The organism is Allomesorhizobium aridi (genome assembly GCF_043769475.1).
Taxonomy (GTDB): Bacteria; Pseudomonadota; Alphaproteobacteria; order Rhizobiales; family Rhizobiaceae; genus Allomesorhizobium.
The window spans coordinates 4413484-4439190 of the sequence record NZ_CP171729.1 but is presented as its reverse complement, the minus strand read 5'-3'; the positions used below and the strand labels follow the sequence as shown (position 1 = coordinate 4439190).

General features: G+C 62.8%; 23 protein-coding genes and 2 pseudogenes. 15 read left to right on the top strand and 10 right to left on the bottom strand.

What is annotated here, in order from left to right:
* Position 1: 1 nt before the first annotated feature.
* Positions 2-1171 carry an NAD(P)/FAD-dependent oxidoreductase gene (locus ACG873_RS23965; RefSeq protein WP_394888254.1) on the bottom strand — a complete coding sequence of 390 codons (1170 nt, stop codon included), beginning with the start codon at positions 1169-1171 and terminating at the stop codon, positions 2-4.
* Between the two features lie 97 nt (positions 1172-1268).
* Between ACG873_RS23965 and ACG873_RS23960 the strand changes: the two genes are divergently transcribed.
* The gene (locus ACG873_RS23960; protein ID WP_394888252.1) at positions 1269-2159 is read left to right on the top strand and encodes an HpcH/HpaI aldolase/citrate lyase family protein; all 891 of its coding nucleotides are present in this window, start codon (positions 1269-1271) and stop codon (positions 2157-2159) included.
* Entirely contained in the window at positions 2156-2362 is a 207-nt protein-coding gene (locus ACG873_RS23955; protein ID WP_394888250.1) for a DUF1737 domain-containing protein, read from the top strand. Before ACG873_RS23960 ends, ACG873_RS23955 begins: the two co-directional genes overlap by 4 nt.
* 21 nt (positions 2363-2383) lie before the next feature.
* On the opposite strand, the gene ACG873_RS23950 is transcribed toward ACG873_RS23955, so the two are convergent.
* Both ACG873_RS23950 and ACG873_RS23945 read right to left on the bottom strand, forming a co-directional pair.
* Complete coding sequence (locus ACG873_RS23950; protein ID WP_394888249.1) at positions 2384-2725, bottom strand: YunG family protein; 342 nt, start codon at positions 2723-2725, stop codon at positions 2384-2386.
* Between the two features lie 35 nt (positions 2726-2760).
* Positions 2761-3201, bottom strand: coding sequence for a metallopeptidase family protein (locus tag ACG873_RS23945; RefSeq protein WP_394888247.1), 441 nt, complete (start codon positions 3199-3201; stop codon positions 2761-2763).
* A gap of 238 nt (positions 3202-3439) precedes the next feature.
* Here ACG873_RS23945 and ACG873_RS23940 point away from each other — a divergent pair, with 238 nt between their 5' ends.
* The 3 genes and pseudogenes from ACG873_RS23940 to ACG873_RS23930 all read left to right on the top strand — a co-directional run bounded on the left by ACG873_RS23940 (position 3440) and on the right by ACG873_RS23930 (position 9219).
* Positions 3440-4456, top strand: a complete 1017-nt coding sequence (locus tag ACG873_RS23940) for an ImuA family protein (protein WP_394888245.1) — start codon at positions 3440-3442, stop codon at positions 4454-4456.
* A pseudogene (locus ACG873_RS23935) lies at positions 4398-5869 on the top strand (Y-family DNA polymerase). The gene ACG873_RS23940 and the pseudogene ACG873_RS23935 overlap by 59 nt, the downstream one beginning before the upstream one ends.
* On the top strand, positions 5866-9219 hold the full coding sequence (locus ACG873_RS23930; protein ID WP_394893675.1) for an error-prone DNA polymerase: 3354 nt from the start codon (positions 5866-5868) through the stop codon (positions 9217-9219). The pseudogene ACG873_RS23935 and the gene ACG873_RS23930 overlap by 4 nt, the downstream one beginning before the upstream one ends.
* 159 nt (positions 9220-9378) lie before the next feature.
* On the opposite strand, the gene ACG873_RS23925 is transcribed toward ACG873_RS23930, so the two are convergent.
* From ACG873_RS23925 to ACG873_RS23910, 4 genes are all read right to left on the bottom strand, one after another.
* Positions 9379-9951 (bottom strand): GNAT family N-acetyltransferase, encoded by a 573-nt coding sequence (locus ACG873_RS23925; protein ID WP_394893674.1) that lies wholly within the window; start codon positions 9949-9951, stop codon positions 9379-9381.
* A 102-nt stretch (positions 9952-10053) separates the two neighbouring features.
* Complete coding sequence (locus ACG873_RS23920; protein WP_394888244.1) at positions 10054-10833, bottom strand: Bax inhibitor-1/YccA family protein; 780 nt, start codon at positions 10831-10833, stop codon at positions 10054-10056.
* Between the two features lie 214 nt (positions 10834-11047).
* Complete coding sequence (locus ACG873_RS23915) at positions 11048-13597, bottom strand: ABC transporter permease (protein ID WP_394888243.1); 2550 nt, start codon at positions 13595-13597, stop codon at positions 11048-11050.
* A complete protein-coding gene (locus ACG873_RS23910; protein ID WP_394888241.1) occupies positions 13597-14292 on the bottom strand; it encodes an ABC transporter ATP-binding protein in 696 nt (231 codons plus the stop codon). The genes ACG873_RS23915 and ACG873_RS23910 overlap by 1 nt, the downstream gene beginning before the upstream one ends.
* 64 nt (positions 14293-14356) lie before the next feature.
* On the opposite strand from ACG873_RS23910, the gene ACG873_RS23905 reads away from it, so the two are divergent.
* Positions 14357-15001: an arylesterase gene (locus ACG873_RS23905; protein ID WP_394888239.1), complete on the top strand. Its 645-nt coding sequence runs from the start codon at positions 14357-14359 to the stop codon at positions 14999-15001.
* Between the two features lie 127 nt (positions 15002-15128).
* Positions 15129-15723: pseudogene (thpR, locus tag ACG873_RS23900) on the top strand (RNA 2',3'-cyclic phosphodiesterase).
* Here thpR and ACG873_RS23895 read toward each other — a convergent pair.
* On the bottom strand, positions 15630-16145 hold the full coding sequence (locus ACG873_RS23895) for a low molecular weight protein-tyrosine-phosphatase (RefSeq protein WP_394888238.1): 516 nt from the start codon (positions 16143-16145) through the stop codon (positions 15630-15632). The pseudogene thpR and the gene ACG873_RS23895 sit on opposite strands and share 94 nt — an antisense overlap.
* Positions 16146-16328: 183 nt before the next feature.
* Here ACG873_RS23895 and ACG873_RS23890 point away from each other — a divergent pair, with 183 nt between their 5' ends.
* The 3 genes from ACG873_RS23890 to rlmN all read left to right on the top strand — a co-directional run bounded on the left by ACG873_RS23890 (position 16329) and on the right by rlmN (position 18862).
* Positions 16329-16694, top strand: a complete 366-nt coding sequence (locus ACG873_RS23890) for a YkvA family protein (RefSeq protein ID WP_394888236.1) — start codon at positions 16329-16331, stop codon at positions 16692-16694.
* 290 nt (positions 16695-16984) lie between these two features.
* Positions 16985-17488: an invasion associated locus B family protein gene (locus ACG873_RS23885; protein ID WP_394888234.1), complete on the top strand. Its 504-nt coding sequence runs from the start codon at positions 16985-16987 to the stop codon at positions 17486-17488.
* A gap of 141 nt (positions 17489-17629) precedes the next feature.
* Entirely contained in the window at positions 17630-18862 is a 1233-nt protein-coding gene (gene rlmN, locus ACG873_RS23880; RefSeq protein WP_394888233.1) for a 23S rRNA (adenine(2503)-C(2))-methyltransferase RlmN, read from the top strand.
* 13 nt (positions 18863-18875) lie between these two features.
* Here the strand turns inward: rlmN and ACG873_RS23875 are convergent, their stop codons facing one another.
* Entirely contained in the window at positions 18876-19517 is a 642-nt protein-coding gene (locus ACG873_RS23875) for a LysE family translocator (protein ID WP_394888231.1), read from the bottom strand.
* A 222-nt stretch (positions 19518-19739) separates the two neighbouring features.
* Here ACG873_RS23875 and ACG873_RS23870 point away from each other — a divergent pair, with 222 nt between their 5' ends.
* From ACG873_RS23870 to ACG873_RS23855, 4 genes are all read left to right on the top strand, one after another.
* On the top strand, positions 19740-20858 hold the full coding sequence (locus ACG873_RS23870) for a TRAP transporter substrate-binding protein (RefSeq protein ID WP_394893673.1): 1119 nt from the start codon (positions 19740-19742) through the stop codon (positions 20856-20858).
* Positions 20859-20940: 82 nt separating this feature from the next.
* The gene (locus ACG873_RS23865; protein WP_394888229.1) at positions 20941-21585 is read left to right on the top strand and encodes a TRAP transporter small permease subunit; all 645 of its coding nucleotides are present in this window, start codon (positions 20941-20943) and stop codon (positions 21583-21585) included.
* Positions 21582-23000, top strand: a complete 1419-nt coding sequence (locus tag ACG873_RS23860; protein ID WP_394888228.1) for a TRAP transporter large permease — start codon at positions 21582-21584, stop codon at positions 22998-23000. Before ACG873_RS23865 ends, ACG873_RS23860 begins: the two co-directional genes overlap by 4 nt.
* A 31-nt stretch (positions 23001-23031) precedes the next feature.
* Positions 23032-23199 carry a hypothetical protein gene (locus tag ACG873_RS23855; protein WP_394888226.1) on the top strand — a complete coding sequence of 56 codons (168 nt, stop codon included), beginning with the start codon at positions 23032-23034 and terminating at the stop codon, positions 23197-23199.
* A 27-nt stretch (positions 23200-23226) separates the two neighbouring features.
* Here the strand turns inward: ACG873_RS23855 and ACG873_RS23850 are convergent, their stop codons facing one another.
* Complete coding sequence (locus ACG873_RS23850) at positions 23227-24174, bottom strand: hypothetical protein (protein ID WP_394888225.1); 948 nt, start codon at positions 24172-24174, stop codon at positions 23227-23229.
* A gap of 145 nt (positions 24175-24319) precedes the next feature.
* Between ACG873_RS23850 and ACG873_RS23845 the strand changes: the two genes are divergently transcribed.
* Positions 24320-25543, top strand: coding sequence for an argininosuccinate synthase (locus ACG873_RS23845; RefSeq protein WP_394888223.1), 1224 nt, complete (start codon positions 24320-24322; stop codon positions 25541-25543).
* Positions 25544-25707: the final 164 nt, after the last annotated feature.

The window sequence follows — 25707 nt, the reverse complement described above, 5'->3', positions numbered from 1 at the left end:
CTCAGATCACGTTGAGTTCGCGGAAAGGTCTGTTTTCGGCGATTCTCGCATAGCCGAACGCCGAGCAGTCGATCGTCCTGTGCCCGCCATGGACCAGCAGTTCGGCGATCGCCTTGCCGACCGCCGGCGCCTGCTGCAGGCCGTGGCCGGAAAATCCGTTGGCAAAGACAAAATTCCCCACCTCCGGATGCGGCCCGATGACGGCGTTCTGGTCTAGCGTGTTGTAGTCGTAGTGGCCGGCCCAGGCGCGGGTCGGCTTGATCGCCTCGAAGGCGGGGATGCGCGTCGCCAGCACCGGCCAGATCGCCTCCTCGAACAGCGGCCAGTCGGGATCGAAATCAGCTGGATCGGCCGGGCCATCAGTTTCTTCAGGCTCGGCGCCGCCGGTGATGTAGACCGAGCCTTCCGGCCTGACATAGATACCGCTCGGATCGACCAGCAGCGGCATGTCGGCGAATTTTTCCATCGCCTCGAACACGAAGACGCTGCGCTTGCGCGGCTCGACCGGCAGCGCCAGCCCGGCCATCGCAGCCACCTTGCCGGCTGACGGCCCCGCCGCATTGACGACGGTGCCTGCCTCCAGCCTGTCGCCGTTGTCGAGCATGACTGCCGTCACGCAGTTGCGGTCACGCTCGATGCCGGTGACCGCCTGGGAGATGAAATCGATGTTCTTCCCGCGCAGCGCCTTGCGGAACAGCATCAGCATGGCATGCGCGTCGAACCAGCCCTCGCCGGTTCGCCCGAACGCGCCCGCTGTGATTCCCTCCGTCGAGAGCCACGAAAACCGCCGCTCCAAGGCCGCCGCGTCTTCCAGCACGATGTCGGCCCCTTGGGCCATCTGCACCCGGTGGTTCTGCTCGAGGATCGGCAGCCCGTTTTCGCCAGCAAGGATCAAATAACCGCCCTCGCGAAAACCGATATCGGCGCCCTCGCCGAATTCCTGCTCCAGCCGCCGGAACAGCGCCAGCGTGAACTGCGAAAGCCTTATGTTTTCGGGAATGGAAAACTGCTGCCTTATCGAGGCGCAGGACAGTGTCGTCGCTGAATGGGTGAATTGCGGGTCGCGCTCCACCAGCGCGATCGAGCCGGAAAATCCTTCCTCGCGCAGATAGTAGGCGATCGAGCTTCCGACGATCGCCCCGCCGATGATCACCACATCATATCGCGCCATGCGCTGTCCCCGATGTCCAAACCGTAATGGAGAAGCCGCTTGAAGCACTGCCGGGCAAGGACTTGCAAGGGCCAAGATTGGCGGGCATGAAGTCCAAATGCCGCAACCGAATTTTTCACCGCGCCGTTCGGTGCTTTATGTCCCCGCCTCCAACGCGCGGGCCGTGGCGAAAATCCCGTCGCTCGCCTGCGATGCGGTGATCCTCGACCTTGAGGATTCGGTGGCGCCCGCGGACAAGATCCCGGCTCGCGAGAGCCTCGCGGCGATATTCGCCAACCGCCCCGCCGGGCCAGGCGAAATCATCATCCGCGTCAATCCGCTTGGCGGCGAATGGGGCGCCGACGATCTCCTGGCGGCCATCGCCTGCGCGCCCGACGGCATACTGCTTCCCAAGGTCGACACGCCGCGCGACGTATTGGAGGCCGGCGACGTTCTCGACGACAAAGATACGGCCGAGACCGTGCGCCTTTGGGCGATGATCGAGACGCCGCGCGCGCTCGTCAACATCGCGGCGATCGCCGAACTCGGCCGTGATCCGGCCGCGCGGCTTTCCTGCCTCGTCGCCGGAACCAACGATCTGGTCAAGGAAACCGGCATGCTCGCCACGGCCGACCGGCGCTACCTCACGCCCTGGCTGATGCAGATGGTGCTGGCGGCGCGCGCCGGCGGCCTCGACATCCTGGACGGCGTCGCCAATGATTTCCGCGACACCGAGGCGTTTTCACGCGAATGCGGCGAGGCCGCCGCCATGGGTTTCAACGGCAAGACGCTGATCCATCCCTCTCAGATAGAGCAGGCCAACGCGGTGTTTGCGCCGTCGCCGGAGGCGCTGGCGGAGGCGGCTGAAATCGTGGCGGCGTTCGAGCTGCCGGAAAATTCCGGAAAAAACGTGCTGGCGCTGGACGGCCGCATGGTCGAAAGGCTTCATCTCATCCAGGCGGAAAAACTGCTGGCGAAAGCAGCGGCGATCAAAGGAGCAAACCAATGAAACTCTACCGCTATCTCACCGGACCCGACGATGCGAGCTTCTGCCACAAGGTGACCGCTGCGGTGAGCAAGGGCTGGCATCTGTTCGGCTCGCCGACTTATGCCTTCGACGCCGAAACCAAGACCATGCGCTGCGGGCAGGCGGTGGTGAAGGATATCGAGGGCGTCGAATACGAGCCGGGAATAAAACTCAGTGATTTCTGAGCCGGCTCAGCCGGTTCCAGACTATGCGGTGTTCAGCCGGAATTTGAGGGCATCGTATTGGCCTTGCGACGTATCGGTCATGGCCTCGTCGCGGCTGGAAGGCTGATCCTCGAAGGGAATGGGATAGTCGAACTGACTGACCGTCAGATCCCAGCGGACACCGTCGATCAAGTTGTAGAAATGCGTACCGCCGCGCGTCTTCGTCTTGAGGATGCTGCCGCCGAAAAGGTCCTGCACCACGAGCGATGTGACGCTGCATTGGCCTTTTGCCGGGTTTTCGGCGCTCCAACTGCCTGAACTCTCTTTGCTCCAGGCTGTCTTCAGTTTTTCGAAAAGCTCGTCGGGCGTCGTGAAAGTGCTCATGTGGTCGGCTCGCCTCGGGAAAGAAGAAGAAAAACTCAGGTTTGGTCGGCCGCTTGTTCGGCCGCTTCCTCGATCCGCTCCATGTCGTCGTCGCTGAGCCCAAAGTGATGGCCGATCTCGTGGATCAGCACATGGGTGACGATGTCGCCCAGCGTCTCCTCGTTCTCGGCCCAGTAGTCGAGAATGGCGCGGCGGTAGAGCGTCACGCGGTTGGGACCCTCGCCGGTCTGCGGGTTCCAGCGCTCGGCGATGCCGCGGCCCTCGAACAGGCCGAGCAGGTCGAAAGGCGTTTCCAGCGACAGATCGTCCATGATTTCGTCGGTCGGGAATTCCGCGATCTGGATGATGACTTCGCCGGTCAGCTTGCGAAAATCCGCCGGCAGGTGGGCGTAAGCCTCGAGCGCCAAAAACTCCATTTCCTCGATCGAGGGCGAAAGCTGATCGTGCCAGGCGCGGGTCTTGTATATGCGGGCCATTCTTTTTCCTTTTGACGGCATATAGCCGTTTGGCCGGCGGCTTTCGAGGCCTTTGCGGGGCAACAGGGAAATTAGACTGGCTGGCGCGCCAGCCGTCGGCGTTTGCCTGCTGCCGCCACGTATTTGTTACGTTACATAATTGGGAATAAATTCTCCCCGCAATACGCTTGACTCTCCAGCCACGCTCTGGAATCTATAGGAACATAACAGGAACAAGGCCCCGGGAAGGCAGACCGTCATGGCGACATCCGCCTTGGCGCAGGAAACCGTTTTTGCCCTGCGCCGGAAAATCGCGAAGATCGAAGGCACGCTGCCGGAGTTTCTGGCCGGGACCGCGCCAAGGGAATGCGCCTTGCCGCAGGGCGTGCTGCGGCGGGGCGGGGTGATGGTCCGGCAGGCGGTCGCCGACGTCCTGCCGACGGGCGCTGCGCGGTTCGACGGGGCCCTTGGCGGCGGCCTGCCCAGGGCGGCGCTGACCGAAATCCACGGCAGTGTCATGCATGGTGCCGGCGCCGCCGCCGGGTTCGCGCTGGCCATGGCCGGATTGATCCTGAAAACACATGGCGCCGAAGGGGAGGACAGCCGGCCGCCAATATTGTGGATCGGCGTCAGGGATGCCTTCACCGAGGCGGGATTTCCCTATGCGCTGGGGGTGGCCGATTTCTGCGGTCTTTCGCCGGGCGAACTTCTGCTTTCGCAGGTGCCGAAACTCACCGACGCATTGTGGGTTGCCGAGGAGGCGGCCCGACTGAAGCAGCTTGCTGCGGTCTTCCTGGAAATTCACGGCAATCCGGACCGGCTCGATTTGACCGCCACGCGGCGGTTGCACCGGCGGGCGCTGGAGGCGGGCAGGCCGGTCTTCCTGCTTCGGCAGTCGGCGGAGCCCTGGCCGACCGCGGCGCCTGTGCGGCTGGTCGTCTCGTCGGCCCCCGCCGCGCCGCGCTCCACCCTTGCCGGCCCGCTCGAGGATACGCTCGGGCATCCCGCCTTCACCGTCACGATCAGCAAGAGCCGCACGGCCGTCCCCTCCTTGCAATTCATACTGGAATGGAACCCCGATGAACGCGCCTTTCAGGAAAGACAGCCAGAGAATTCTCGCTCTGTGGTTCCCGCACCTTCCCTCGGACCGGATCTTTCGCCAGCGTCTGGGCCGGTTCTGGCGCTCGAGCCAGTCGGCGGCGAGCCAGCCGCCGCTCATCGTCAGTCACCGGGAAGACAATTCGCAGCGCATCGCGGCGCTGAGCGAACAGGCTGAGCGGCTCCGGCTGAAGCGTGGCATGGGCATCGCCGATGCCCGCGCAATGTACCCTTCGGTCGAAATCGTCGAGGCCGATCCGGCGGCTGATTTTCGGCTGCTCGAGGTCTGGCCGACTGGTGCGACCGCTATACGCCGCTGGTGGCGCTCGACGGGACGGAAGGCCTGTTTCTCGACATCACCGGTTGCGCCCACCTCTTCGGCGGCGAAAAGACGCTGCTCGACGATCTTCTGGCGCGGCTTTTCCAGCAGGGTTTCGATGTCCGCGCCGGTTTAGCCTCGACAGCGGGCGCGGCCTGGGCGGCGGCGCGTTTTATCGACGGAGGCGTCGTCGAGCCGGGAGAAGAAGAGGAAATCATGGCGCCGCTGCCGCTTGCGGCCTTGCGCATTCAGCCTGCGACCATCGTCAGCATGGAAAGCGTTGGCCTGCGCGTGGTCGGCACGGTTATGGCCGCTCCCCGCGCGCCGCTCGTCCGCCGCTTCGGCAAGGGGCTCCTTCTGCGGCTCGACCAGGCGCTGGGACGCATCGAGGAAGCGCTTTCGCCCAGGCTGCCGGCCCCGCCGCTTTCGGTCGAGCGGCATCTGGTCGAGCCTGTCATCCTGACCGAGGACATCGAGCACCTGGCGGCTACGCTCGCGGCGAGCCTGGGCAGGGAGCTCGAGCGGCGCGGCGAGGGCGCCAGGGCCCTGCAGCTCGCGCTGTTCCGGGTCGACGGCGCGGTCCGGCGCATCGCGGTGGGCACGTCACGGCCGCTGCGCGAGGCAGCGCTGATACGGCGGCTGTTCCACGAGAAGCTCACGGCGCTGGAGAACGATATCGACGCCGGCTACGGCTTCGAGCTTGTGCGCCTCTCCGTGCTCGCCGCCGGCCATTTCGAGATCAGGCAGGGCGACCTCTCTGGCGGCAATCTCGGCAACGACGACGATCTTGCTCTTTTCGTCGACCGCATCCGCGCCCGCCTTGGCGGGGAGGCGGTGCTGAAACCTGTACTGGTGGAAAGCAACATTCCCGAGCGCGCGATCATTGCCGCCCCTTTCGCCGAGGCTTTGCCGGAAAGAGCACGCCGTCCAGGCAGATGGCAGACGGGACTGCCGGCTCCGAAGGCCTCTCCGGAATCCGAGCGGCCGATCCGGCTGTTTTCGCCTCCCGAGCCCATAGAAGTCAGCGCCGTCGAAGTGCCGGAAGGACCGCCGGCCTATTTCCGCTGGCGGCGCGTGCGTCACCGGGTCGCCCGCTCCGAAGGCCCGGAGCGCATCGCGGCCGAATGGTGGCGAGACGAGGAGGACGCGCCGACCCGCGATTATTTCAAAGTAGAGGATCTGGAAGGACGCCGCTATTGGCTTTACCGGCGAGGCCTTTACGGCGCTTCGGCCGAAATGCCGCGCTGGTTCATGCATGGGGTGTTCGCATGAATGCGCCTGTCAAAATCGCTTATGTCGAGTTCGCCGTCCAGTCGAATTTTTCGTTTCTGCGCGGGGCGTCGAAACCGGAGGAACTTGCGGTCACCGCAAAATTGCTCGGCTATTCCGCACTCGGTCTCGCGGACCGAAACACCGTGGCGGGCGTCGTGCGGGCCTGGAAGATGGCCGAGGAATCGAAGCTTTCCTACCACCCCGGCTGCCGCCTGGTTTTTGCTGATGGAACGCCGGACATTCTGGCCTATCCACAGGACCGCAAGGGCTGGGGTCATCTCTGCCGCATGCTTACGCAGGCCAATATCCGGGACGAAAGCGAGAAAGGGGCGTCAGTTCTCTATCGTAGCGATCTTCTCGAATGGGGCGATCTCCTGTCCCTTGGAATCATGGCGGATCTTGAAGCCTCGCCGGAAGAGGCGCTGGATTTTCTGAAATCCATGAAGGATCGCTTCGGAAGATCCGTATGGCTCGCCGTTTCGCCGGCCTATGCAGGGAACGACCGGTTCCGGCTGGAACAGGCGGCGTGCATGGCGGCGGCGGCACGCATGCCTCTGATGGCGGTCAATGATGCCCTCTATCACGTACCGGAGCGCCGTCCGCTTCAGGACGTGCTCACCGCCATCCGGCTGAATGTTCCGGTCGCCGAAGCCGGTCTGGAATTGAAGGCCAATGCCGAACGCTATCTGAAGCCGCCGGCAGAGATGGCGCGTCTTTTCCGCCGTTACCCGCAAGCGCTGGCCGAGACGGTGCGCTTTGCGAAAACGCTGAGGTTTTCGCTGGCGGAGTTGAAACATAACTATCCCGACGAGCCGACGGAATCCGGACTTCCTCCACAGGAGGAACTCGAACGGCTGAGCCGGGAAGGCGCCCGGGATCGCTACCCGGACGGCGTGCCCGAAAGGATCGAAAAACTGCTGCGGCACGAGCTCGCCATCGTCGCGAAATTGAATTACGCGCGTTATTTCCTCACGGTCCACGACATCATGAAATTCGCCCGCTCGCAGAATATCCTCTGCCAGGGCCGGGGCTCCGCCGCCAATTCCGTCATCTGCTTCTGTCTTCGTATTACCGATGTGGGACCCGACATCATCGATCATCTTTTCGAGCGGTTCATTTCGGTCGAGCGCAACGAGCCGCCCGATATCGATGTCGATTTCGAGCACGAGAAGCGCGACAAGGTCATCGAGTACATCTACAAAAAATACAGCCAGAAGCGCACCGCATTGGCCGCAGCAGTAGTGACCTATCGCGGCCGTTCCGCACTCAGAGAAGTCTCGAAATCGCTCGGTCTGTCCGACGACGTCATGTCTGCCCTTTCGGGTTCGATATGGGGCTGGTCCTCCTCGCAACTCAGCGAGAAGGAGGCCAAGGCGGCCGGCCTCGACAAGTCCGACCCGCGGACCCGGCATGTGATCGCCCGCGCGAACGACATTCTGGGTTTTCCGCGCCACCTGTCGCAGCATGTCGGAGGCTTCGTCATCACCAGGGACCGCCTCGACGAAATCGTCCCGATCATGAAAACCGCCATGGACGAACGCAAGATGGTCGAATGGGACAAGGACGACCTCGATGCCGTCGGCATTCTGAAAGTCGACATTCTGGCTCTTGGCATGCTTTCATGCCTGCGCCGCGCCTTCGATATTCTCGAAAGCCATTACGGTGTCCACGACGCGTACGGGCGACCGGTGGAACTGGCCACCATCCCGGCCGAGGACAAAAATGTCTACGACATGATCTGCCGCGCCGATACAATCGGCGTCTTCCAGATTGAATCCCGCGCGCAGATGTCGATGCTGCCGCGGCTCCAGCCGCGCGAATTCTACGATCTCGTCATCGAGGTGGCGATCGTGCGACCCGGCCCGATCCAGGGCGACATGGTGCATCCTTATCTACGGCGGCGGCAGGGTAAGGAGAAGGTCGAATACCACACTCAGGAACTTAGGCAGATATTGCATAAGACGCTCGGGGTACCCCTGTTCCAGGAACAGGCGATGAAGATCGCGATCGTCGCCGGCGGGTTCGAGCCCGGCGAAGCCGATCAGCTACGGCGCGCCATGGCGACATTCAAGCGCACCGGAACTATCGGCAACTATCGCGAAAGAATGATCAAGGGCATGGTGTCCCGGGGTTATCCGCAGGAGTTCGCCGAGCGCTGCTTCAAGCAGATCGAGGGTTTTGGCGAGTACGGCTTTCCCGAGAGTCATGCCGCGTCCTTCGCGCTGCTGGTCTACGCCTCTTGCTGGTTCAAGGCCTACTATCCCGATGTCTTCTGCGCAGCGATCCTGAATTCCCAGCCCATGGGTTTTTACAGGCCGGCGCAACTCGTGCGCGATGCCGAGGAGCATGGCGTCGAGATCAGGCCGGTCGACATCAACTATTCGGGCTGGGATTGCGCGCTGGAGGAGACCCCCTTCAATCCCTCGCGGATCGCCGCGCGTCACGCTGAAATGCGAGGCGTGATCAAAACCCGTCATGCAGTCCGGCTTGGCTTCCGGCAGGTCAAAGGGCTTTCCGAAGAGCGCATGGAGCAATTCGTGGCGCGGCGTGGGCTCGGCTACGATTCCGTGCGCGATGTCTGGCTGCGGTCAGGCCTCGATGTGGCGGAAATCGAGCGGCTCGCCGAGGCCGATGCCTTCCGCTCGATCGGCCTCGACCGCCGCGCCGCGTTATGGGCCGTGCGCGCGCTCGATGGAAAAAGCGCTGCCGAGAAACTGCCGCTATTCGAGCGCCCCGAGATTCATCTGCGCGATAACGAACCAGGGACGAAATTGCCCTCGATGCCGCTCGGCGAACATGTCATTCACGACTACCGGTCGCTTGGTCTTTCGCTCAAGGCGCATCCGATTTCCTTCTTCCGCGGCTCGCTCGACAAAGCAGGCATAACGCCGAATACCCGCCTCAAGGACGTGACGGACGGCAAACGTGTTTCGGTGGCCGGCCTTGTGCTGGTGCGGCAGCGTCCGGGCACGGGAAATGCGATTTTCCTGACGCTCGAGGACGAAGAGGCGGTCGCCAATATCATCGTCTGGCCGAGGATTTTCGACCGCTTCCGAGCGGTCGTCATGGGTTCACGCTTCATTCGCGTCAACGGCCGGCTGCAATCGGAATCGGGCGTCGTCCATATCGTGGCGGAGAAGATCGAGGATCTCTCCCACTGGCTGGCCGAGCTCTCGGAGGAAGCTCAACTGGCCGCCGCGGCCGGTCCGGGCGGGCGAAATGGCCGGGATCCGCCAGGGCGCAATTTTCTCACGCAATGGGGAAAAAAGACGCCGTCAGCCGCAAACGATCACGAGGAGCTGTCACGGAAGGCGAGCAGCGTCATGCCCAAAGGGCGCAATTTTCAATAGCTGGGACCGGAGTCCTGACCGGTTATCGGCGCGGACAAAGGGTCAAGAGAGCCGCGGCCGCGCAGGGCAGGGACCACTGGAGCAGATCATGGGCGAAGCCGTCGGCCAGCCCGGTCGGGCGGAACCGACGAATTGCCGGACCAGATCCCGTTCATAAATTCAGCGCGACGGCGCCCGGAACCGGCGCTCCGCCAGCGAATCCGGATCAGGCTTGGTGTCCGAGCCGCCGTTCATCGGCAACTGCATGAACACCGTGTCCAGCCAGCGGCCATGCTTGTAGCCGGACCCCTCAAGCCTGCCGGAGTGGCGAAATCCCATCCTCTCATGCAACTTCACCGACGGGCTGTCGGGCCTGCCGTCGCCGATCACCGCAACAATCTGGCGAAAGCCGAGCGCTCTCGTGTCGGCGATCAGCTGCTCCAGCAACGCCCTACCGACGCCCCGGCCTTTGGCCTCCGGCGCCACATAGATCGAATCCTCGACGATGAAGCGGTAGGCGGGCCGCGGTCTGAAGGCGCTGGCATAGGCGTAGCCGACAATGCCGCCATCGGCTTCCGCAACGATATAGGGATAGCCGGATGAAGTCAGCGCCGCAAAGCGCGCGCCCATCTCGCTCCTCGTCGGGGGTTCGAGTTCGTAGCTTGCCGTGCCGTGCTCCACCGCATCGGCGTAGATTGCGGTGATCCTGTCGAGGTCCGTCTCCACCGCGCCTCTGATAAAAATGCTCATAATTTGTGCAGCCCACGTTCTCTGCTTCAATTCAAGCAGGAGCGGGCGCAAAAGAAAAGGGCGGCCGTTGGGCCGCCCTTGGTTGGTTTGCTAGTCCAGGACGAACTATTCGCGGTTGCCTAGGAAGGACAGCAGGAAACTGAACAGGTTGATGAAGTCGAGATAGAGCGTCAGCGCGCCCATGATGGCTTTGCGGCCGGAGACCAGCACGTCGTCGCCCTCGAAATACATCTCCTTGATCTTCTGCGTGTCGTAGGCGGTCAGGCCCGAGAAGACCAGCACGCCGATCGCCGAAATGGCGAACTGCAGGGCCGAGGACTGCAGGAAGATGTTGACCACCATGGCGATGATCAGGCCGAACACGCCCATGACAAGGAACGTGCCCATGCCGGACAGATCGCGCTTGGTCGTGTAGCCCCAGAGCGACAGCCCGCCGAACGCGGTCGCCGTGATGAAGAAGGTCTGCACGATGCTTGCCGAGGTGTAGACCAGGAAGATCGACGATAGCGACAGGCCCATCAGGCCGGCGAAAATCCAGAAGGAGGTCTGGGCGGCCGAGATGCTCATCGTGTGAACGCGGGCGCTCAGGTAGAAGACCATGCCGAGCGGAGCCAGCATGACCACCCAGCGCAGCGGCGAACCGTAGAGAAGAGCGCCGGCATTGGTCAGCATCTTGCCGTTGGCGAGCGTGGCCACCGCGCTTGCAGGATCATTGGTCGTCGCCACCATGACGGTGCCGAGCGCGGCCAAGCCGGTGATTGCGAGGCCAAGCGCCATAAGGTTGTAAACCTTGAGCATATAGGCGCGCAGGCCCTCGTCGATAGCGGCACCGGCGCGGGAGCCCGCTACCCCGGCGCGTGCCTGATAATTGCGAAGGTCAGCCATGATTTCCTCTATTGCTTTGCCCCGTCCGGTGTCAGGTCGTCGCCGACCCAGGCGCCGCTGGCGGGGACTCCAGCATGCCTAGGCGGAATATGATGCTTCTTTCGGGCAAGGACAAGCCCCGTAACACACCGCAACCCTGCGTGAACGCCGGAAGCTTTAACGCAAAGCGCCAAATTCGGCTACGCAGACGCACAGCGAGCGTGGACGGCTCGTTCTAAAGATTGCGCAGAACCGGGGCCGCCTTGTGCCCTAGAACCCGCCAAGTCCCGATCAGGCCGATGCCGACCGTCAGCACCAGCGCAAACAGGATCGTCGATACCGCCACTTCCGGCAGGAAGCTCGAGGGAAGCGTCATGATCCGCGCCACGATGAACCAGGCAGCAATGCCGCCGGCGAAAAGAGCGAAAAGCGCGGTTGCCAGCCCGATCAGGAGGTATTCGAAGGAGAAGGCTGCGATCAGCGTGCGCCGAGTCGCGCCCAGCGTCTTCAGAACCACCGCGTCGTGGATGCGGGCGCGGTTGCCGGCCGCCAACGCACCCGCCAGGACCAAGACCGAGGCGATCAGGGCCACGCTGGCGGCTGCGCGTATCGCGGTCCCAAGTTGCGCGACGATCCGATTGACCACGTCCAGCGCGTCCTTGACCCTGACCGTGGTCACGGCGGGGTAGGCGCGCGTCACCTCGTTCAGGATGCGCGACTCGTCGGCCGCCGTGGCGCCTTCCACCGAAAGCGTCGCCAGCCAGGAATGCGGCGCTCCAGCAAATGTATTGGGCGAGAACACCATGACGAAATTGATGCCCATCGATTCCCACTGCACCTCCCGGAAATTGGCGATCCTGGCGGTGACGTTGCGGCCAAGGACATTGACCGTCACGGTATCGCCGATTGCGAGGCCGATCTCGCGGGCTTCTTCCGCCGAGAAGGATACGAGAGGCTCGCCGTCGTAATCTTCTGGCCACCATGCGCCTTGCGATAGCGTGGCGTTTTCAGGAATGGTCGCCGAGTAGGTCAGGCCGCGATCGCCGCGCAGCACCCAGGCGCCTTCTGGGGGCACTTTCATCGTCTGCACGTCGACGCCGTTCAGTGCCATGATGCGTCCGCGCAGCATCGGCACGCGCATCAGCTTTCCGGTCGGCGCAGCGCCCTGGACGAGTGCTGCGAATGCGTCGACCTCGCTGGCCTGGATGTCGACGAAGAAGAAGTTCGGCGCACGTTCCGGCAGGCTGCCCGCGATCTGCCGCCTGAGATTGCCGTCGATCAGCGCCAGCGTCACAAGGAGCGTCAATCCGAGCCCGAGCGACAGCACGACCGAAGGCGTCAGAGCGCCGGGCCGGTGGATGTTGCCGATCGCCAGCCTGAGCGCGGTGGAACGAACGCGCGGCGATTTTTTCGCCAGCCACTGAACGCCCAACCCGACGCTGCGCAGAACTATGAAGGCGAAAATCGTCGCGCCGACGAAGATTGCGGCGATCCTTCTGTCGCCGGAAAACCAGATCGCAAGGAGCGCGAGAGCGGCGGCCAGGCAGACCGAGACCGCGACGTAAGCCAGTTTCGGCAGGCCGCGGCCTCCGAAGCCCATTTCCCGGAACAGTGCGGTCGCCGGCACGTCGCGGGCGCGTCCAAGCGGCAACAGCGCGAAAGCCAGGGTGACCAGCACCCCGAACAACGCCGCCATGCCCAGACCCGCGGGATAAAGCCCACCTTCGGCCGGTACCGGGATGACAGAGGACAACGCAGCGCCGGCGGCCAATGGCATCAACGAGCCTAGCATCAGGCCGGCGGCGATGCCGATGCCCGCGATGATCAGTATCTGCACGAGATAGACAGTGAACACGAAGCCGCCGGATGCGCCGAGGCTCTTGAAGGTGGCGATGACGCCTCGCTTGCCGTCGAGATAGGCGCTGACCGCGTTGGCGACGCCAACTCCGCCTACGACAAGGGCCGTCAGCCCGACCAGCGTCAGAAACTGTGAAAACCGCTCTATGTTGGAGGATAGCGCCGGCGCGGCATTGCTGCGCGTCCTGACGCTCCATCCGGCCTCCGGAAAACGCTCCGTCGCCTGTTCGCGGATTGCGGCGAGATCGGCCTCGGTGGAGTTGGCGGGAAGCCGGATCTTGTAGGCGTGCTCGACCAGGCTGCCCGGCTGGATCAGGCCCGAAGCGCGCAAGCCTTCTAGCGACACCATCAGCCGGGGTGCGAAACCGAACCCATCCGACACCGCGTCGGGCTCGGTCACGATCCTGGCGCGCAGTTCGAATGTGGCGCCGCCGAGATTGATCCGGTCACCAAGCCCGACACCCATCCGCTCGAAAAACAGATCGGGCGCCGCAGCGCCGAAAGCACCTGCCCTTACGTCGAACAGCTCTACCAGTGGCAGCGCCGGCTCGGTCAGCAGGGCGCCGTAGAGCGGGTAGGCTCCATCGACCGCCTTGACCTCGGCAAGCGACTGGTCGGAGCCGTCCTCGAGCCGCGCCATGGAACGCATATTGGCGCTTTCGGCGAGCGCCCCAAGCTGCGTTACGAAGGCACGCTCCGCCTCCGTCATCTCGCGCTGGTTCAATTCGAACCGGATGTCACCGCCAAGGAGCGTCTGGCCCTCATTGGCGACGCCCGCGGTGATGGCGCGGGCAACCGAATTGACGCCGCCGATCGCCGCCACGCCAAGCGCGATACAGGTGAGGAAGATCATGAAGCCGGAAAGCCCGCCGCGCATTTCCCGCAGCGAGAAACGAATGGCGAGTTTCAGCGTTTGAGAAAACGGCATCAGGCCGACACCGCAACCAGCGGAGAAGCTTCGATCCGTCCGGAGCGCATCGAGACCTGCCGCGCGCAACGCGATGCCAGCGCCGGGTCGTGCGTCACCAGGACCAGCGTCATGCCGCGCTCGCGCGCCTTGGTGAACAGCAGGTCAGCCACCTGCCTGCCCGTCGCTTGGTCGAGGTTCCCGGTCGGCTCGTCGGCGATCAGGATGCGCGGTTCGGGCGCCAGTGCCCGGGCAATCGCCACGCGCTGCTGTTCGCCGCCCGACAATTCGCCCGGATAGTGGGTGACGCGATCTGCGAGGCCGACGGATTCCAGTTCGCGCGCGGCTATGGCGAACGCATCCCTGCGGCCGGCAAGCTCCAGCGGCACGGCGACGTTTTCCAGCGCCGTCATGTTGGGAATCAGGTGAAAGGACTGGAAGACGATGCCGATGTTGCGGCCGCGAAAAGCCGCGATCTGGTCTTCGCTCCTGCCGTTCAGGACTTCGCCTGCGATGCGAACTATTCCGGCGTCGACCCGCTCCAGCCCGGCCAGCACCATGAGTAGCGTCGACTTGCCGGAGCCGGAGGGCCCGACAATGCCGGTGGCCTCGCCGGGAGAGACGTCGAGGCTGACGCCTTTCAGCACGTGAACGGAGGATGCGCCTTCGCCGAGTGTCAGCGACACGTCCTTCAGATGGATGACGGGTTCTGTCACGGAAAATCTGTCCTATATGGAGGGGACGAAGCCGGAAGCGCTTTCGTCATATGGGTTGTTGGTCATGGCATTCAAACGTCCGGCTCTGGCTTTGCTCGTTGCCATTCTCGTCTGGTTCTCATTTTTATCTCCGGTCATGGCCGAGCCGCATCAAATCGTCGGCTTTGGCGACAGCCTTATGGCGGGCTACGGACTCAATCCGGGCGAAAGCTTCCCCGAAAAGCTTGAAAAGGCACTACGCGCCAGAGGTCACGATGTCGTGATCGGCAATGCCGGAGTCTCGGGCGACACGACCGGCGGCGGCCTCGCACGGCTCGATTGGTCGGTGCCGGATGGGACCGACCTGGTCATTCTGGAGCTTGGTGCAAACGACATGCTGCGCGGTGTCTCACCCAAGATCACCGAAAAGAACCTCGACGAGATGATTGCGCAGCTGAAGGCGCGGAATATCACCGTTCTCCTGGCCGGCATGCGCGCCGCGCCGAATCTCGGACCGGACTATGCCGACGCCTTCGACGGCATCTATTCGCGCCTGGCGGAAAAGCATGGCGTGCCGCTCTATCAGTTCTTTCTCGACGGCGTCGCCGCCGACAGGAGCTTTCTCCTGGAAGACGGGATGCACCCGAATGCAGCCGGCATCGATCGCATGGTCGAGCGCTTCCTGCCGGCAGTGGAAAAGCTGATCGCCGCAGATCCGGACAATTCCTGAGACGGCGGAGGGGAACATCGCGTCGGAAAAAAATGTTGAGCGAATGTGACCAATAAACCGCTTGCGGCCTGTCCGGATCGGTGATTCGCTGGTCTCGAGATTTCGATTCGATGAAGGGAGCCTGGCCATGCCGCGACTTTTTCACCGCCCTCGAAATTCCCCGCGATGCCGCACTGTCCCTCTCCCTGCTCCGCGGCGGCCTGCCCGGAGCGCGCTGGGTGGACGTCGAAAATTACCACATCACGCTCCGCTTCATCGGCGATGTCGAAGGCCATGTCGCCGACGAAATCGCCAACGCGCTCGATCGGGTGCGGCGGCCGGCCTTCTCGCTGGCCCTGTCCGGCGTCGGGGCGTTCGGCTCGAAAAAACCGCACGCTATCTGGGCCGGCGTCACCGCATCGCCCGATCTCAACGCGCTGCAGGCTGAAATCGAGCGCATCTGCCAGCGTATCGGTATCGCCGCCGATCCACGCAAATTCATGCCGCATGTCACGCTGGCCCGGCTGAGAAATCCCAATCCGCTCGATGTGGCGCAATATCTTTCGGCTCGCGGCAATTTCTCGACAATGCCGTTCAAGGTGGGGCGCTTCGTTCTGATGTCGTCGCGCGATTCGGTCGGCGGCGGGCCCTATGTGGTCGAAGAGGTATGGCCGCTCACCGGCGCCGATCCGCGCTCCAGCCTGTCGGCCAGTCTTTCGGAAGCCTGGCGAACCATGCGGTAAACCGCGGAGAACCCGTCCACTCCGCCGTAATAGGGGTCTGGCACCTCGCCGGAAGCGCCTTCGGCGAAATCGAGAAACAGCAGGACTCGGGCTTTCGCGTCCGCCGGAGCCAGCGCCTCAAGGTCTTCGACATTCGACCGGTCCATCCCGAGGATAAGATCGAAGCGATGGAAGTCTTCGGGCACAATCTTGCGCGCCTGCTGCGCCGAAATATCGATGCCGTGGCTGGCGGCGATCGCGATGGAGCGCGGATCGGGCGCGGAGCCGTGGTGCCAGCCTCCCGTGCCGGCGGAATCGATGAGATAGGCGTTTTCGGCGCCACGCGCCGCCACGACGGCGCGGAACACACCTTCGGCCAGCGGCGAGCGGCAGATGTTGCCGAGGCAGACGAAAAGTATGCTTGTGTGGGCCTTTGCGATCATTTGACCGTCACCGGATAAGGATGAACTCGATAGCATGGCGGCTGGAAAGCGCCAGAGAGAAACTAAAGCGTAACAAGAGTGTGCTTGCCGCATCGCCGGGCCCGGCGCCGCACATCATGGACAACGGCATCTTGCGAACAGGTTAGCCGTTTCCCACATTTCGCATGTCTAGGAGGCACGGGCATGGCTACGGCAAATAATTTCGGCTTCCGCATGTTCGGCGGAGGCAAGGACAATCCCGAGAACGATGTGCGGGCAAGGTTCTGGCAGACCGCCAAGCGGGCGGCGCGACAGGTGCCGTTCATGGACGAGGTGGTCGCCTCCTATTACTGCGCGCTGGATCGCCGCACGCCGTTGCGCGCCAAGGGTACACTACTTGCGGCGCTCGCCTACTTCATACTGCCCGCCGACACCATTCCCGATTTCATACTCGGCCTCGGCTTCACCGACGACATCGCGGTGCTCACCGCCGCGATCGCCGCCGTGAAGGCGCACATCACTCCGGCTCACCGCCTTGCCGCCAGGAAGGCGCTTGCCGAACTGGATTGACGCGGCGCACTTTGCCGCGCCACAAGCGCTGACGCGCTGTTGCGTCTTGAAATGAAAAGTCAAACTCTTGCCGCTTTTCCCGTCTTGAACAGCACATGGGACAAAGCGCCAGGCCGTGCAAACGGCCATGGCGTGAGGATGGCGGTAGTGCCAAAATGGCCGAAACGGATCCTTTTTTGGAACGCGGTTCACCATTTGGTAACCCAGATTAAATCAAAATGAACCAATGGCAGGGCCTGGATCCGGCCTGCCCTCGCATTCATGCGAAAGACAGGGAAACGGTAAATACGATGCGCGGATTGATTGCGACGATTTCGAGCCTGATCCTGGTTGCGAGCGCCCTGCCGGCGCTGGCCCAGTCGGCCACAAAGATCGGCCAGCACAATGCCTGGGGCACCTACAGTTATCAGGCGAACAACGGCAAGGTCTGCTATGTGCTGACCGTGCCGACCGAAAAGCAGCCGGCCACGCTTGACCACGGCGACATATTCTTCTTCGTCAGCCAGCGGCCGGGCCAGGATGTTTCCTTCGAGCCGCAGTTCATCGCCTCTTATGACTTCCAGGAAAATTCCAAGGTCTCGGTCACCGTCGGCGACAAGTCCTTTTCCATGTTCACCCGCGGCAAGTCTGCCTGGGTGGAGAACGCGGCGGAAGAGCCACTGCTGATCGCGGCGATGAAGGCCGGTTCCGATATGAAGGTCGCGGCCAAGTCCGGACGCGGCAACCCGACCAACTACGCATTCTCGCTGAAAGGCATTTCGGCGGCGCTGAGTTCGATCGCCAGCTGCAAGTAACCGAACGCTGGTTGGTTCAGAAGGGCCGGACCGTCGTCCGGCCCTTTCGCGTTCCCGCTCCGGCGTGACGCAGCCGCCTCGCCGTGATATGTGCGCAGCAAAGTTAGACAAACCGGCTTCGGCCCACCATATGGCGTCGCCATGACCCTTTCGCTTGATCTCACCGCCAATCCCACGCGCGACATGCTGCGCGCCCGCGCAGCGATGTCGGCAAAAGGGTCGCTGATAGGCCTGTCGCGCGCCGAACTCGGCGAGGCGCTGGTTTCGGCCGGCGTGCCCGAGCGCCAGGCGAAAATGCGCGTCCAGCAGCTCTGGCACTGGCTCTATGTGCGCGGCGTTTCGGATTTTTCCGAGATGCTCAACATCTCCAAGGATCTGCGCACGGCGCTGGAGCGGGATTTCACCATCGCCCGGCCGGAGATCGTCGAGGAGCAGATCTCCAATGACGGCACGCGCAAATGGCTGTTTCGCTTTCCGCCGCGCGGCGCGGGGCGTCCGGTCGAGATCGAAACCGTCTACATTCCGGAAGAAGGCCGCGGCACGCTGTGCATTTCCAGCCAGGTCGGCTGCACGCTTACCTGCTCATTCTGCCACACCGGCACGCAGAAGCTGGTGCGCAATCTGACGGCCGAGGAAATCCTGACCCAGCTGATGACGGCGCGCGACCGGCTCGGCGATTTTCCCGAGCGCGGCACGCCGGACGGCGCGATCGTTCCGGCCGAGGGCCGTAAGATCACCAACATCGTCATGATGGGCATGGGCGAGCCGCTCTACAATTTCGAGGAGGTCAAGAAGGCGTTGCTGATCGCCTCCGACGGCGACGGGCTTTCCCTATCGAAGCGCCGCATCACGCTGTCGACCTCCGGCGTTGTGCCTGAAATCTTCCGCACCGGCGACGAGATCGGCGTCATGCTGGCGATCTCGCTGCATGCCACCAATGACGATCTGCGCGACCTCTTGGTGCCGATCAACAAGAAGTATCCGCTGAACGAACTGATCGCCGCCTGCCGTGCCTATCCCGGCCTGTCGAACGCGAAGAGAATAACGTTCGAATATGTGATGCTGAAAGACGTCAACGATTCGATCGAAGACGCCAAGGCGCTGATAAAACTGCTGCGCGGCATTCCGGCCAAGATCAACCTGATCCCCTTCAATCCATGGCCCGGCACGAACTACCAGTGCTCGGATTGGGAAACGATCGAAAAATTCGCCGACTACATAAACAATGCCGGCTATGCCTCGCCGATCCGCACGCCGCGCGGCCGCGACATCCTCGCCGCCTGCGGCCAGCTCAAGTCGGAATCCGAGCGCATGAAGAAGGTCGATCGCCTGGCGCTCGAAGCCATGATGATCGCCGGACACGGCGAGGCATGACCCGATCGGCGGGCTACTTCGCCTGCGCCGTCAGGATCTTGAGCGCAAAGGCCGAGAACACACCCGCGAACAGGTAATCCACCACCCGCATCACGGTCGGATTCTTCTTCAGAAGCCCGGCGAACTTGTCGGCGGCGATCACCATCGGCGCAGTGATCGGGAGCGCAAGCACGATGAACAGCAAGCCGAGGAAGAACAACTTGCCCGAGGCGCTCGGATCGCTTGCCGAAACGAATTGCGGCAGGAATGTCATGAAGAACAGGATGATCTTCGGGTTCATGAGGTTGATGCCGAGGCCGGTCGCCCAGTTCTGAAACAGGCCGCGGCCTGAGCCGGCCTTCTTTTCAGGCGAGAAGGCCGAACCGTTGCGGATCGCCTGATAGGCCAGCCACACCAGATAACCGGCGCCAAAGATCTTCAGCACCAGGAACGCCTGCGGCGAGGCGACGATCAGCGCCGAGAGCCCGAGCGCCACCAGCGCCGTGTGAATGACGATGCCGGTCATCGCGCCGAACATGCAGGCAAACCCCGCGGCGCGTCCTTCCGACAGCGCCCGCCCGACGAACAGGGTCATGTCGGGTCCGGGCGTGATCGCGATGATGAAGGTCGCGATGGCGAACTGGATGATGATTGCGGCATCGGGAACGAAAGCCATGTGGGCGCGCCTCGTGTGGAAAGCGGCGCACGCTACAGCGCGGATGCCCGCGCCGCAAGCGCTCGACGGCCCCAAACGCCTTGGCCGGCGGCGTCAGTCGAAGCAGAAGTTTCACACCTGATGGTTGCGGCGAGGAGTCGCACCAGCCGCTTGCATCGGACTTCATATGGCCTATTCTGCTCGCGCTGAACGGCGAAAATCAAAATATCTCGGGAGGATATGATGACCACCAGAAAGATTTCTCGCAGAAAGTTCCTGAAACACTCCACGGTCGCAGGCGCGGCGGCTGCCGGGACGCTCGCCGCGCCGGCCGTACTTGCCCAGGCGCCGATGGTATTGAAGATGCAGTCGTCCTGGCCGGCTTCCGATATCTTCCAGGAAATGGCCGCGCAGTATGTCGAGCGCGTGCAGCTGATGTCGAACAACCGCCTGAAAATCGATCTTCTGCCCGCGGGCGCGGTCGTCGGCGCGTTTCAGGTCCAGGACGCTTGCCATGACGGAACGATCGACGCCGCCCACACCGTGCCGGTCTACTGGTACGGCAAGAACAAGGCCGCCTCGCTGTTCGGCACGGGCCCGGTCTTCGGCGGCGACGCCAACCAGATGATCGCCTGGCTTTACCATGGCGGCGGCAACGAGTTTTACCGCGAACTGACGCAAGACATTCTCGGCCTCAACATTGTCGGCTTCCTGTCTTTCGGCATGCCGGCCCAGCCGCTCGGCTGGTTCAAGAGTGAGATTACCGACGCCGCCCAGCTCAAGGGCCTGAAATACCGCACCGTCGGTCTCGCGGCCGACCTGTTCCAGTCGATGGGCGCGTCGGTCGCGCAGCTTCCCGGCGGCGAAATCGTGCCTGCCATGGAACGCGGCGTCATCGACGGCTTCGAGTTCAACAACCCGACTTCCGACATGCGCTTCGGCGCACAGGACGTCGCCAAGAACTACATGCTGGCCTCCTACCACCAGGCGAGCGAATCGTTCGAATACATCTTCAACAGGGACACGTTCGAGAGCCTCGATCCGGATCTTCAGGCGATCCTGAAATACGGCGTCGAATCGGCGCACCTGGCCAATTACGCGCTGGCGATGCAGCAATATTCGACCGACCTGCAGAAGCTGCAGACCGAATCCGGCGTCAACGTGAAGCGCACGCCCGACTCGGTGCTGCAGGCGCAACTCGAGGCCTGGGACAAAATCCTGCCGCCCTTGATGGAAGATCCCTATTTCAAGAAGGTGGTCGACAGTCAGAAGGCCTGGTGCGAGCGCGTGGTCTATTACAGCCTGCTCAACGCGCCGGATTACAAACTTGCCTATCAGCACTATTTCCCGGACAAAATCTGAGGCGCTCGATTTTTGAGGCCTCGTGACGGAGCGCATCCTTTCGCTCCGTCATCATCTTCGACGTGTGCTGAGGCGAATTTTCATGGAAGGCTATATTCGGTTTGCCGACGACCTGTCGGCATGGTTCGGCAAGGTCTTCGCCTGGTGCATCATCGTGATGGCATTCGGCATCGGCTACGAGGTCGTCGTGCGCTACGCCTTCAACGCGCCGACGCCCTGGGCATTCGACCTGAGCTACATGCTCTACGGCACCCTGTTCATGATGGCGGGCGCCTACACGCTCTCGCGTGACGGCCATGTGCGCGGCGACTTCATCTACCGGCTGTGGCAGCCGCGCACGCAGGCGGCCGTCGAGCTTGTGCTCTACTTCCTGTTTTTCTTTCCCGGCGTGCTGGCGCTGGTCTTTGCCGGCTGGAAATATTCAGCGCGCTCCTGGGGCTATCTGGAGGTGAGTTCCAACAGCCCCGCCGGAATCCCGATCTTCCAGTTCAAATCGGTCATCATCGCGGCCGGAATCCTGCTCTTCCTGCAGGGCCTCGCGCAGGTGTTCCGCTGCATCATATGCCTGCGTACGGGCGAATGGGTCCGGGCAGAAGAGGATGTGGAGGAGCTGGAAAAGGTCCTGATGCAGGCGCAAACGCTCGACGTGCTCAAGCACGGCGGGGAGGCAGTCGACATTCCGTCAGGCTACGAGCCGAAGGACAATAAGAGGGACGACGACCAGTGACCGATCCCCAAGTTGCCGTCGGCATGCTCCTCATCCTCATCCTGGCGATCTTCCTCGGCTTTCCCGTCGCCTTCACGCTCATGGCGCTGGGCGTCGCCTTCGGCTACTACGCCTATTTCGACGCGGGCCGTATGTGGCGCACCTACGAGCGCGCGGTCGAATCCGGCGCCGACAGCTGGACGCTGACCGAATCCTGGGTCGGCGGCTTCTTCAACAACCGCATCTTCGACCTGTTCGTGAACCAGACCTATTCCGTCATGTCGAACGACGTGTTGACCGCGATTCCGCTGTTTCTGTTCATGGGCTACATCGTCGAACGCGCCAATATTGTCGACAGGTTGTTCAACACACTGTTCATCGCCACGCGGCGCGTTCCCGGTTCGATGGCGGTCGCGGCGCTCATCACCTGCACGCTTTTCGCTACCGCAACCGGCATTGTCGGCGCTGTCGTCACCCTGATGGGTCTGCTGGCCTTTCCGGCGATGCTGAAGGCGAAATACGACGTCAAATATGCGTCCGGCGTCATCTGCGCGGGCGGCACGCTCGGCATCCTCATACCGCCGTCCATCCTGCTGATCGTCTATGCGGCGACGTCTGGCGTTTCGGTCGTGCGCATGTATGCGGCCGCACTTCTGCCCGGCCTGTTCCTGGCGGGGCTCTATCTCGTCTATGTCGTCGGCAAGGCCGTTCTGCAGCCACATCTCGCGCCGAAGCCTACCAAGGAGCAGGTCGGCGACCATTCGTTCCTTGAGATCAGCTGGATGATGTTCACGTCCTTCGTGCCGCTGGCCTTTCTTATCCTCGCGGTTCTCGGCGCTATCCTCTTCGGGCTGGCGACTCCGTCCGAGGCAGCGGCGATCGGCGCGCTCGGAGGCCTGCTGCTTGCGGTGGCGTATCGCGCCCTGACCTGGCAGCGGTTGAAGGAGAGCGTCTATCTCACCGCCCGCACGACGGCGATGGTGTGTTGGCTGTTCGTCGGCTCGGCGACGTTCGCGTCGATCTTCGCCTATCTCGGCGGCCAGCAGTTCATCAGCGAGTTCGTCACCGGCCTCGACATGTCGCCGCTGATGTTCCTGATCGTCGCGCAGCTGATCATCTTCCTCCTCGGCTGGCCGCTGGAGTGGACCGAGATCATCGTCATCTTCATCCCGATCTTCCTGCCGCTGCTGCCGCATTTCGGCATCGATCCGCTATTCTTCGGCATTCTTGTGGCGATCAATCTGCAGACCGCATTCCTGTCGCCGCCAATGGCGATGTCGGCCTACTATTTGAAAGGCATCGCGCCGCCGCATGTGCAGCTCTCGGAGATCTTCCGCGGCATGATGCCCTACATGCTGATCGTGATCCTGTGCATGGTGCTGATCTACATCTTTCCGCAGATCGTTTATTGGCTGCCGAACCTAATTTACGGCTGATAGGCGGGCAAACGGCACCGGAGACTTCGGCATGACCAGAAAACGGCTCTTCGCACTGCTCGCCTTCCTATCCCTGCTGGCCTTTTTCGGCGTCGTGCTGTGGTTCGTGCCGCGCGTCGACCTTGCGGCGGCGGTCTGCATCGGGCTTGTTCTTGCGGCTTACGACCTGTGGATCCAGCTAAAGCCGCGGAGACGCTGAACACGTTCCGACAGATATCACAGGCAACTACTGGACTGCGCCCCGCAACTCCGCATCTTTTGCGATAGCGGGCTCGCGGATCTCGTAGGCAAGGCCGTTCCACATCCAATGACTCGGCTCCGCGCTGCCACCTTCGGCCAACGTGGCAAGATCGGGCCAGCCGTCGGCCGAGGTTTTCGTGTCGAGGTAAAGCGCCACGCCTTCGCTGTTGTAAACCTCGCGCCAATCTCCGCTCACGCCCTGCCGGGCAAAGCCGCTCAGCGTGCAGCCCGACTCGCCGTAATAGCGGTCGGACCCGCAAAGCGAGGCAAAGACCATCTCGGCGTCCGCCACGACCTTGACCGAGGCCGCCGCGAGGACCGGCTGTTTGCCGGTCGCCTCGCGAAACAATGCTGCTTCTTCGGCCATGAGTTTTGCCGCGGTTCCGATGGCCTGATCCGTTTCCGAGAGAGCGACGCTTTGATAGGCCGACATGTCGACTGCGCTGCAACGTGGCGCGACCGCGTCGAGTACTGCGCGCGACCCTCTCAGCGAAAAAACCGTGGCGGGCTCCCCGTCGAATGCGAAGGAGAGCCTGTTGCCCGCCTTCAGAAGGTCAAGCATTTCGAACGGAACTGCGACCGTCACAACGCCGGGACTCCGGTTGGCCTTTGCGGGAAAATCGGCGCCATCTATCGCAACTACCACGGTTGTCTCCCGGCGGGGAGCCGCCGGCGTGGTCTCGGCGCGCAGGCGAAAGCTCCAGCGGCGTTCGGCACAGGAAAACGAACCGCCATTGATGGCGGCTGCCTTCAATGGAACCGGCAGTATGGCGACGGCGCCGCTTCCGGCTTCTTCCCAACGGTCGCTGGCCATGACCGAGAGCGCTCCAGCCAGCAGGAAGGCGGCCGTGCAAATGCCCAGCCACCGACGCCCGGCAATCCGTTTTGCGGCCGGTCCGGCAGCCCCTTCAATGATTTCGGCGAGTTGAGTCATCGGGCGCGAAGTCTTCGCCAGATCTGTTAAAAGTTTATTGAATGTCGCTTTGACCTGCGTAGTTGCCAGGCCTTGCCCGGCCCGGCATTCCTGATAAACATCGCGCCCGACAGCCTATAGGCGCCATGCGAGATCGAGGAAAAAAATGTCCAAGTGGAAAGACGTGAAGAAGGTCGTGCTCGCCTATTCCGGCGGTCTCGACACCTCCATCATCCTGAAATGGCTGCAGACCGAATTGGGCGCGGAGGTCGTGACCTTCACCGCCGATCTCGGTCAGGGCGGCGAACTGGAGCCGGCCCGCAAGAAGGCCGAGATGCTCGGCATCAAGGACATCCGGGTCATGGATGTGCGCGAGGAGTTCGTCCGCGATTTCGTCTTTCCGATGTTTCGCGCCAACGCAGTCTATGAAGGCACCTACCTGCTGGGCACCTCCATCGCCCGGCCGCTGATCTCCAAGCATCTCGTCGAGATCGCCAGGGAAACCGGCGCTGACGCGATCGCGCACGGCGCCACCGGCAAGGGCAACGATCAGGTTCGCTTCGAGCTTTCCGCCTACGCGCTTAACCCGGACATCAAGGTCATCGCTCCGTGGCGCGACTGGTCATTCAAATCGCGCACCGATCTCCTGAATTTTGCCGAGCAGCACCAGATCCCAGTGCCCAAGGACAAGAAGGGCGACGCGCCATTTTCGGTCGACGCCAATCTTCTCCACTCCTCTTCCGAGGGCAAGGTGCTGGAGGACCCGTGGAGCGAGCCGCCGGAATTCGTCCACCAGCGCACCATCTCGCCGATGGATGCACCTGACGCGGTCACCGAGATCACTGTGGAATTCAAGAAGGGCGACGCGGTTGCGCTGAACGGCAATAAGCTTTCGCCGGCAGCATTGCTGGCCGCGCTCAACGATCTTGGCCACGACAACGGCATTGGCCGGCTCGACCTGGTCGAGAACCGCTTCGTGGGCATGAAGTCGCGGGGCGTCTACGAGACGCCAGGCGGCACCATATTGATCGCTGCGCACCGCGCGATCGAATCGATCACGCTCGACCGGGGCGCGGGGCATCTCAAGGACGAGTTGATGCCGCGCTACGCCGAGCTGATCTACAACGGCTTCTGGTTTTCGCCCGAGCGCGAAATGCTGCAGGCGCTGATCGACAAAAGCCAGCAGGATGTTGAGGGCGAGGTGCGGCTGAAGCTCTACAAGGGCAATGTCATCGTCACCGGCCGCCGCTCGCAAAAGTCGCTCTATTCCGATGCGCTGGTCACCTTCGAGGACGATCGCGGCGCTTACGACCAGAAGGACGCCGAAGGGTTCATCCGCCTCAACGCGCTGCGTCTCAGGACGCTTGCCGCGCGCAACCGAAAAGGTTGAGGTCCATGCGCCGCTGAACCGTCGCGCTGATCTTTTCGGCGTGCGCTGCATCGGCCACCGCCGTCGAGTTCGACCCCTCCGCCATCGATCTGGCGTCGCTGATCGAGTGCCGTGTTGATGCGCGGAACTATAACAGCTTTGCCTTCTGGTTGGCGGCGAACCGG

Bases quoted from the DNA above. Each gene is read 5' to 3' on its own strand.
- ACG873_RS23965 (WP_394888254.1), bottom strand. From the start codon at position 1,171: ATGGCGCGATATGATGTGGTGATCATCGGCGGGGCGATCGTCGGAAGC.
- ACG873_RS23960 (WP_394888252.1), top strand. From the start codon at position 1,269: ATGCCGCAACCGAATTTTTCACCGCGCCGTTCGGTGCTTTATGTCCCC.
- ACG873_RS23955 (WP_394888250.1), top strand. From the start codon at position 2,156: ATGAAACTCTACCGCTATCTCACCGGACCCGACGATGCGAGCTTCTGC.
- ACG873_RS23950 (WP_394888249.1), bottom strand. From the start codon at position 2,725: ATGAGCACTTTCACGACGCCCGACGAGCTTTTCGAAAAACTGAAGACA.
- ACG873_RS23945 (WP_394888247.1), bottom strand. From the start codon at position 3,201: ATGGCCCGCATATACAAGACCCGCGCCTGGCACGATCAGCTTTCGCCC.
- ACG873_RS23940 (WP_394888245.1), top strand. From the start codon at position 3,440: ATGGCGACATCCGCCTTGGCGCAGGAAACCGTTTTTGCCCTGCGCCGG.
- ACG873_RS23930 (WP_394893675.1), top strand. From the start codon at position 5,866: ATGAATGCGCCTGTCAAAATCGCTTATGTCGAGTTCGCCGTCCAGTCG.
- ACG873_RS23920 (WP_394888244.1), bottom strand. From the start codon at position 10,833: ATGGCTGACCTTCGCAATTATCAGGCACGCGCCGGGGTAGCGGGCTCC.
- ACG873_RS23915 (WP_394888243.1), bottom strand. From the start codon at position 13,597: ATGCCGTTTTCTCAAACGCTGAAACTCGCCATTCGTTTCTCGCTGCGG.
- ACG873_RS23905 (WP_394888239.1), top strand. From the start codon at position 14,357: ATGGCATTCAAACGTCCGGCTCTGGCTTTGCTCGTTGCCATTCTCGTC.
- ACG873_RS23895 (WP_394888238.1), bottom strand. From the start codon at position 16,145: ATGATCGCAAAGGCCCACACAAGCATACTTTTCGTCTGCCTCGGCAAC.
- ACG873_RS23890 (WP_394888236.1), top strand. From the start codon at position 16,329: ATGGCTACGGCAAATAATTTCGGCTTCCGCATGTTCGGCGGAGGCAAG.
- ACG873_RS23885 (WP_394888234.1), top strand. From the start codon at position 16,985: ATGCGCGGATTGATTGCGACGATTTCGAGCCTGATCCTGGTTGCGAGC.
- rlmN (WP_394888233.1), top strand. From the start codon at position 17,630: ATGACCCTTTCGCTTGATCTCACCGCCAATCCCACGCGCGACATGCTG.
- ACG873_RS23875 (WP_394888231.1), bottom strand. From the start codon at position 19,517: ATGGCTTTCGTTCCCGATGCCGCAATCATCATCCAGTTCGCCATCGCG.
- ACG873_RS23870 (WP_394893673.1), top strand. From the start codon at position 19,740: ATGACCACCAGAAAGATTTCTCGCAGAAAGTTCCTGAAACACTCCACG.
- ACG873_RS23865 (WP_394888229.1), top strand. From the start codon at position 20,941: ATGGAAGGCTATATTCGGTTTGCCGACGACCTGTCGGCATGGTTCGGC.
- ACG873_RS23855 (WP_394888226.1), top strand. From the start codon at position 23,032: ATGACCAGAAAACGGCTCTTCGCACTGCTCGCCTTCCTATCCCTGCTG.
- ACG873_RS23850 (WP_394888225.1), bottom strand. From the start codon at position 24,174: ATGACTCAACTCGCCGAAATCATTGAAGGGGCTGCCGGACCGGCCGCA.
- ACG873_RS23845 (WP_394888223.1), top strand. From the start codon at position 24,320: ATGTCCAAGTGGAAAGACGTGAAGAAGGTCGTGCTCGCCTATTCCGGC.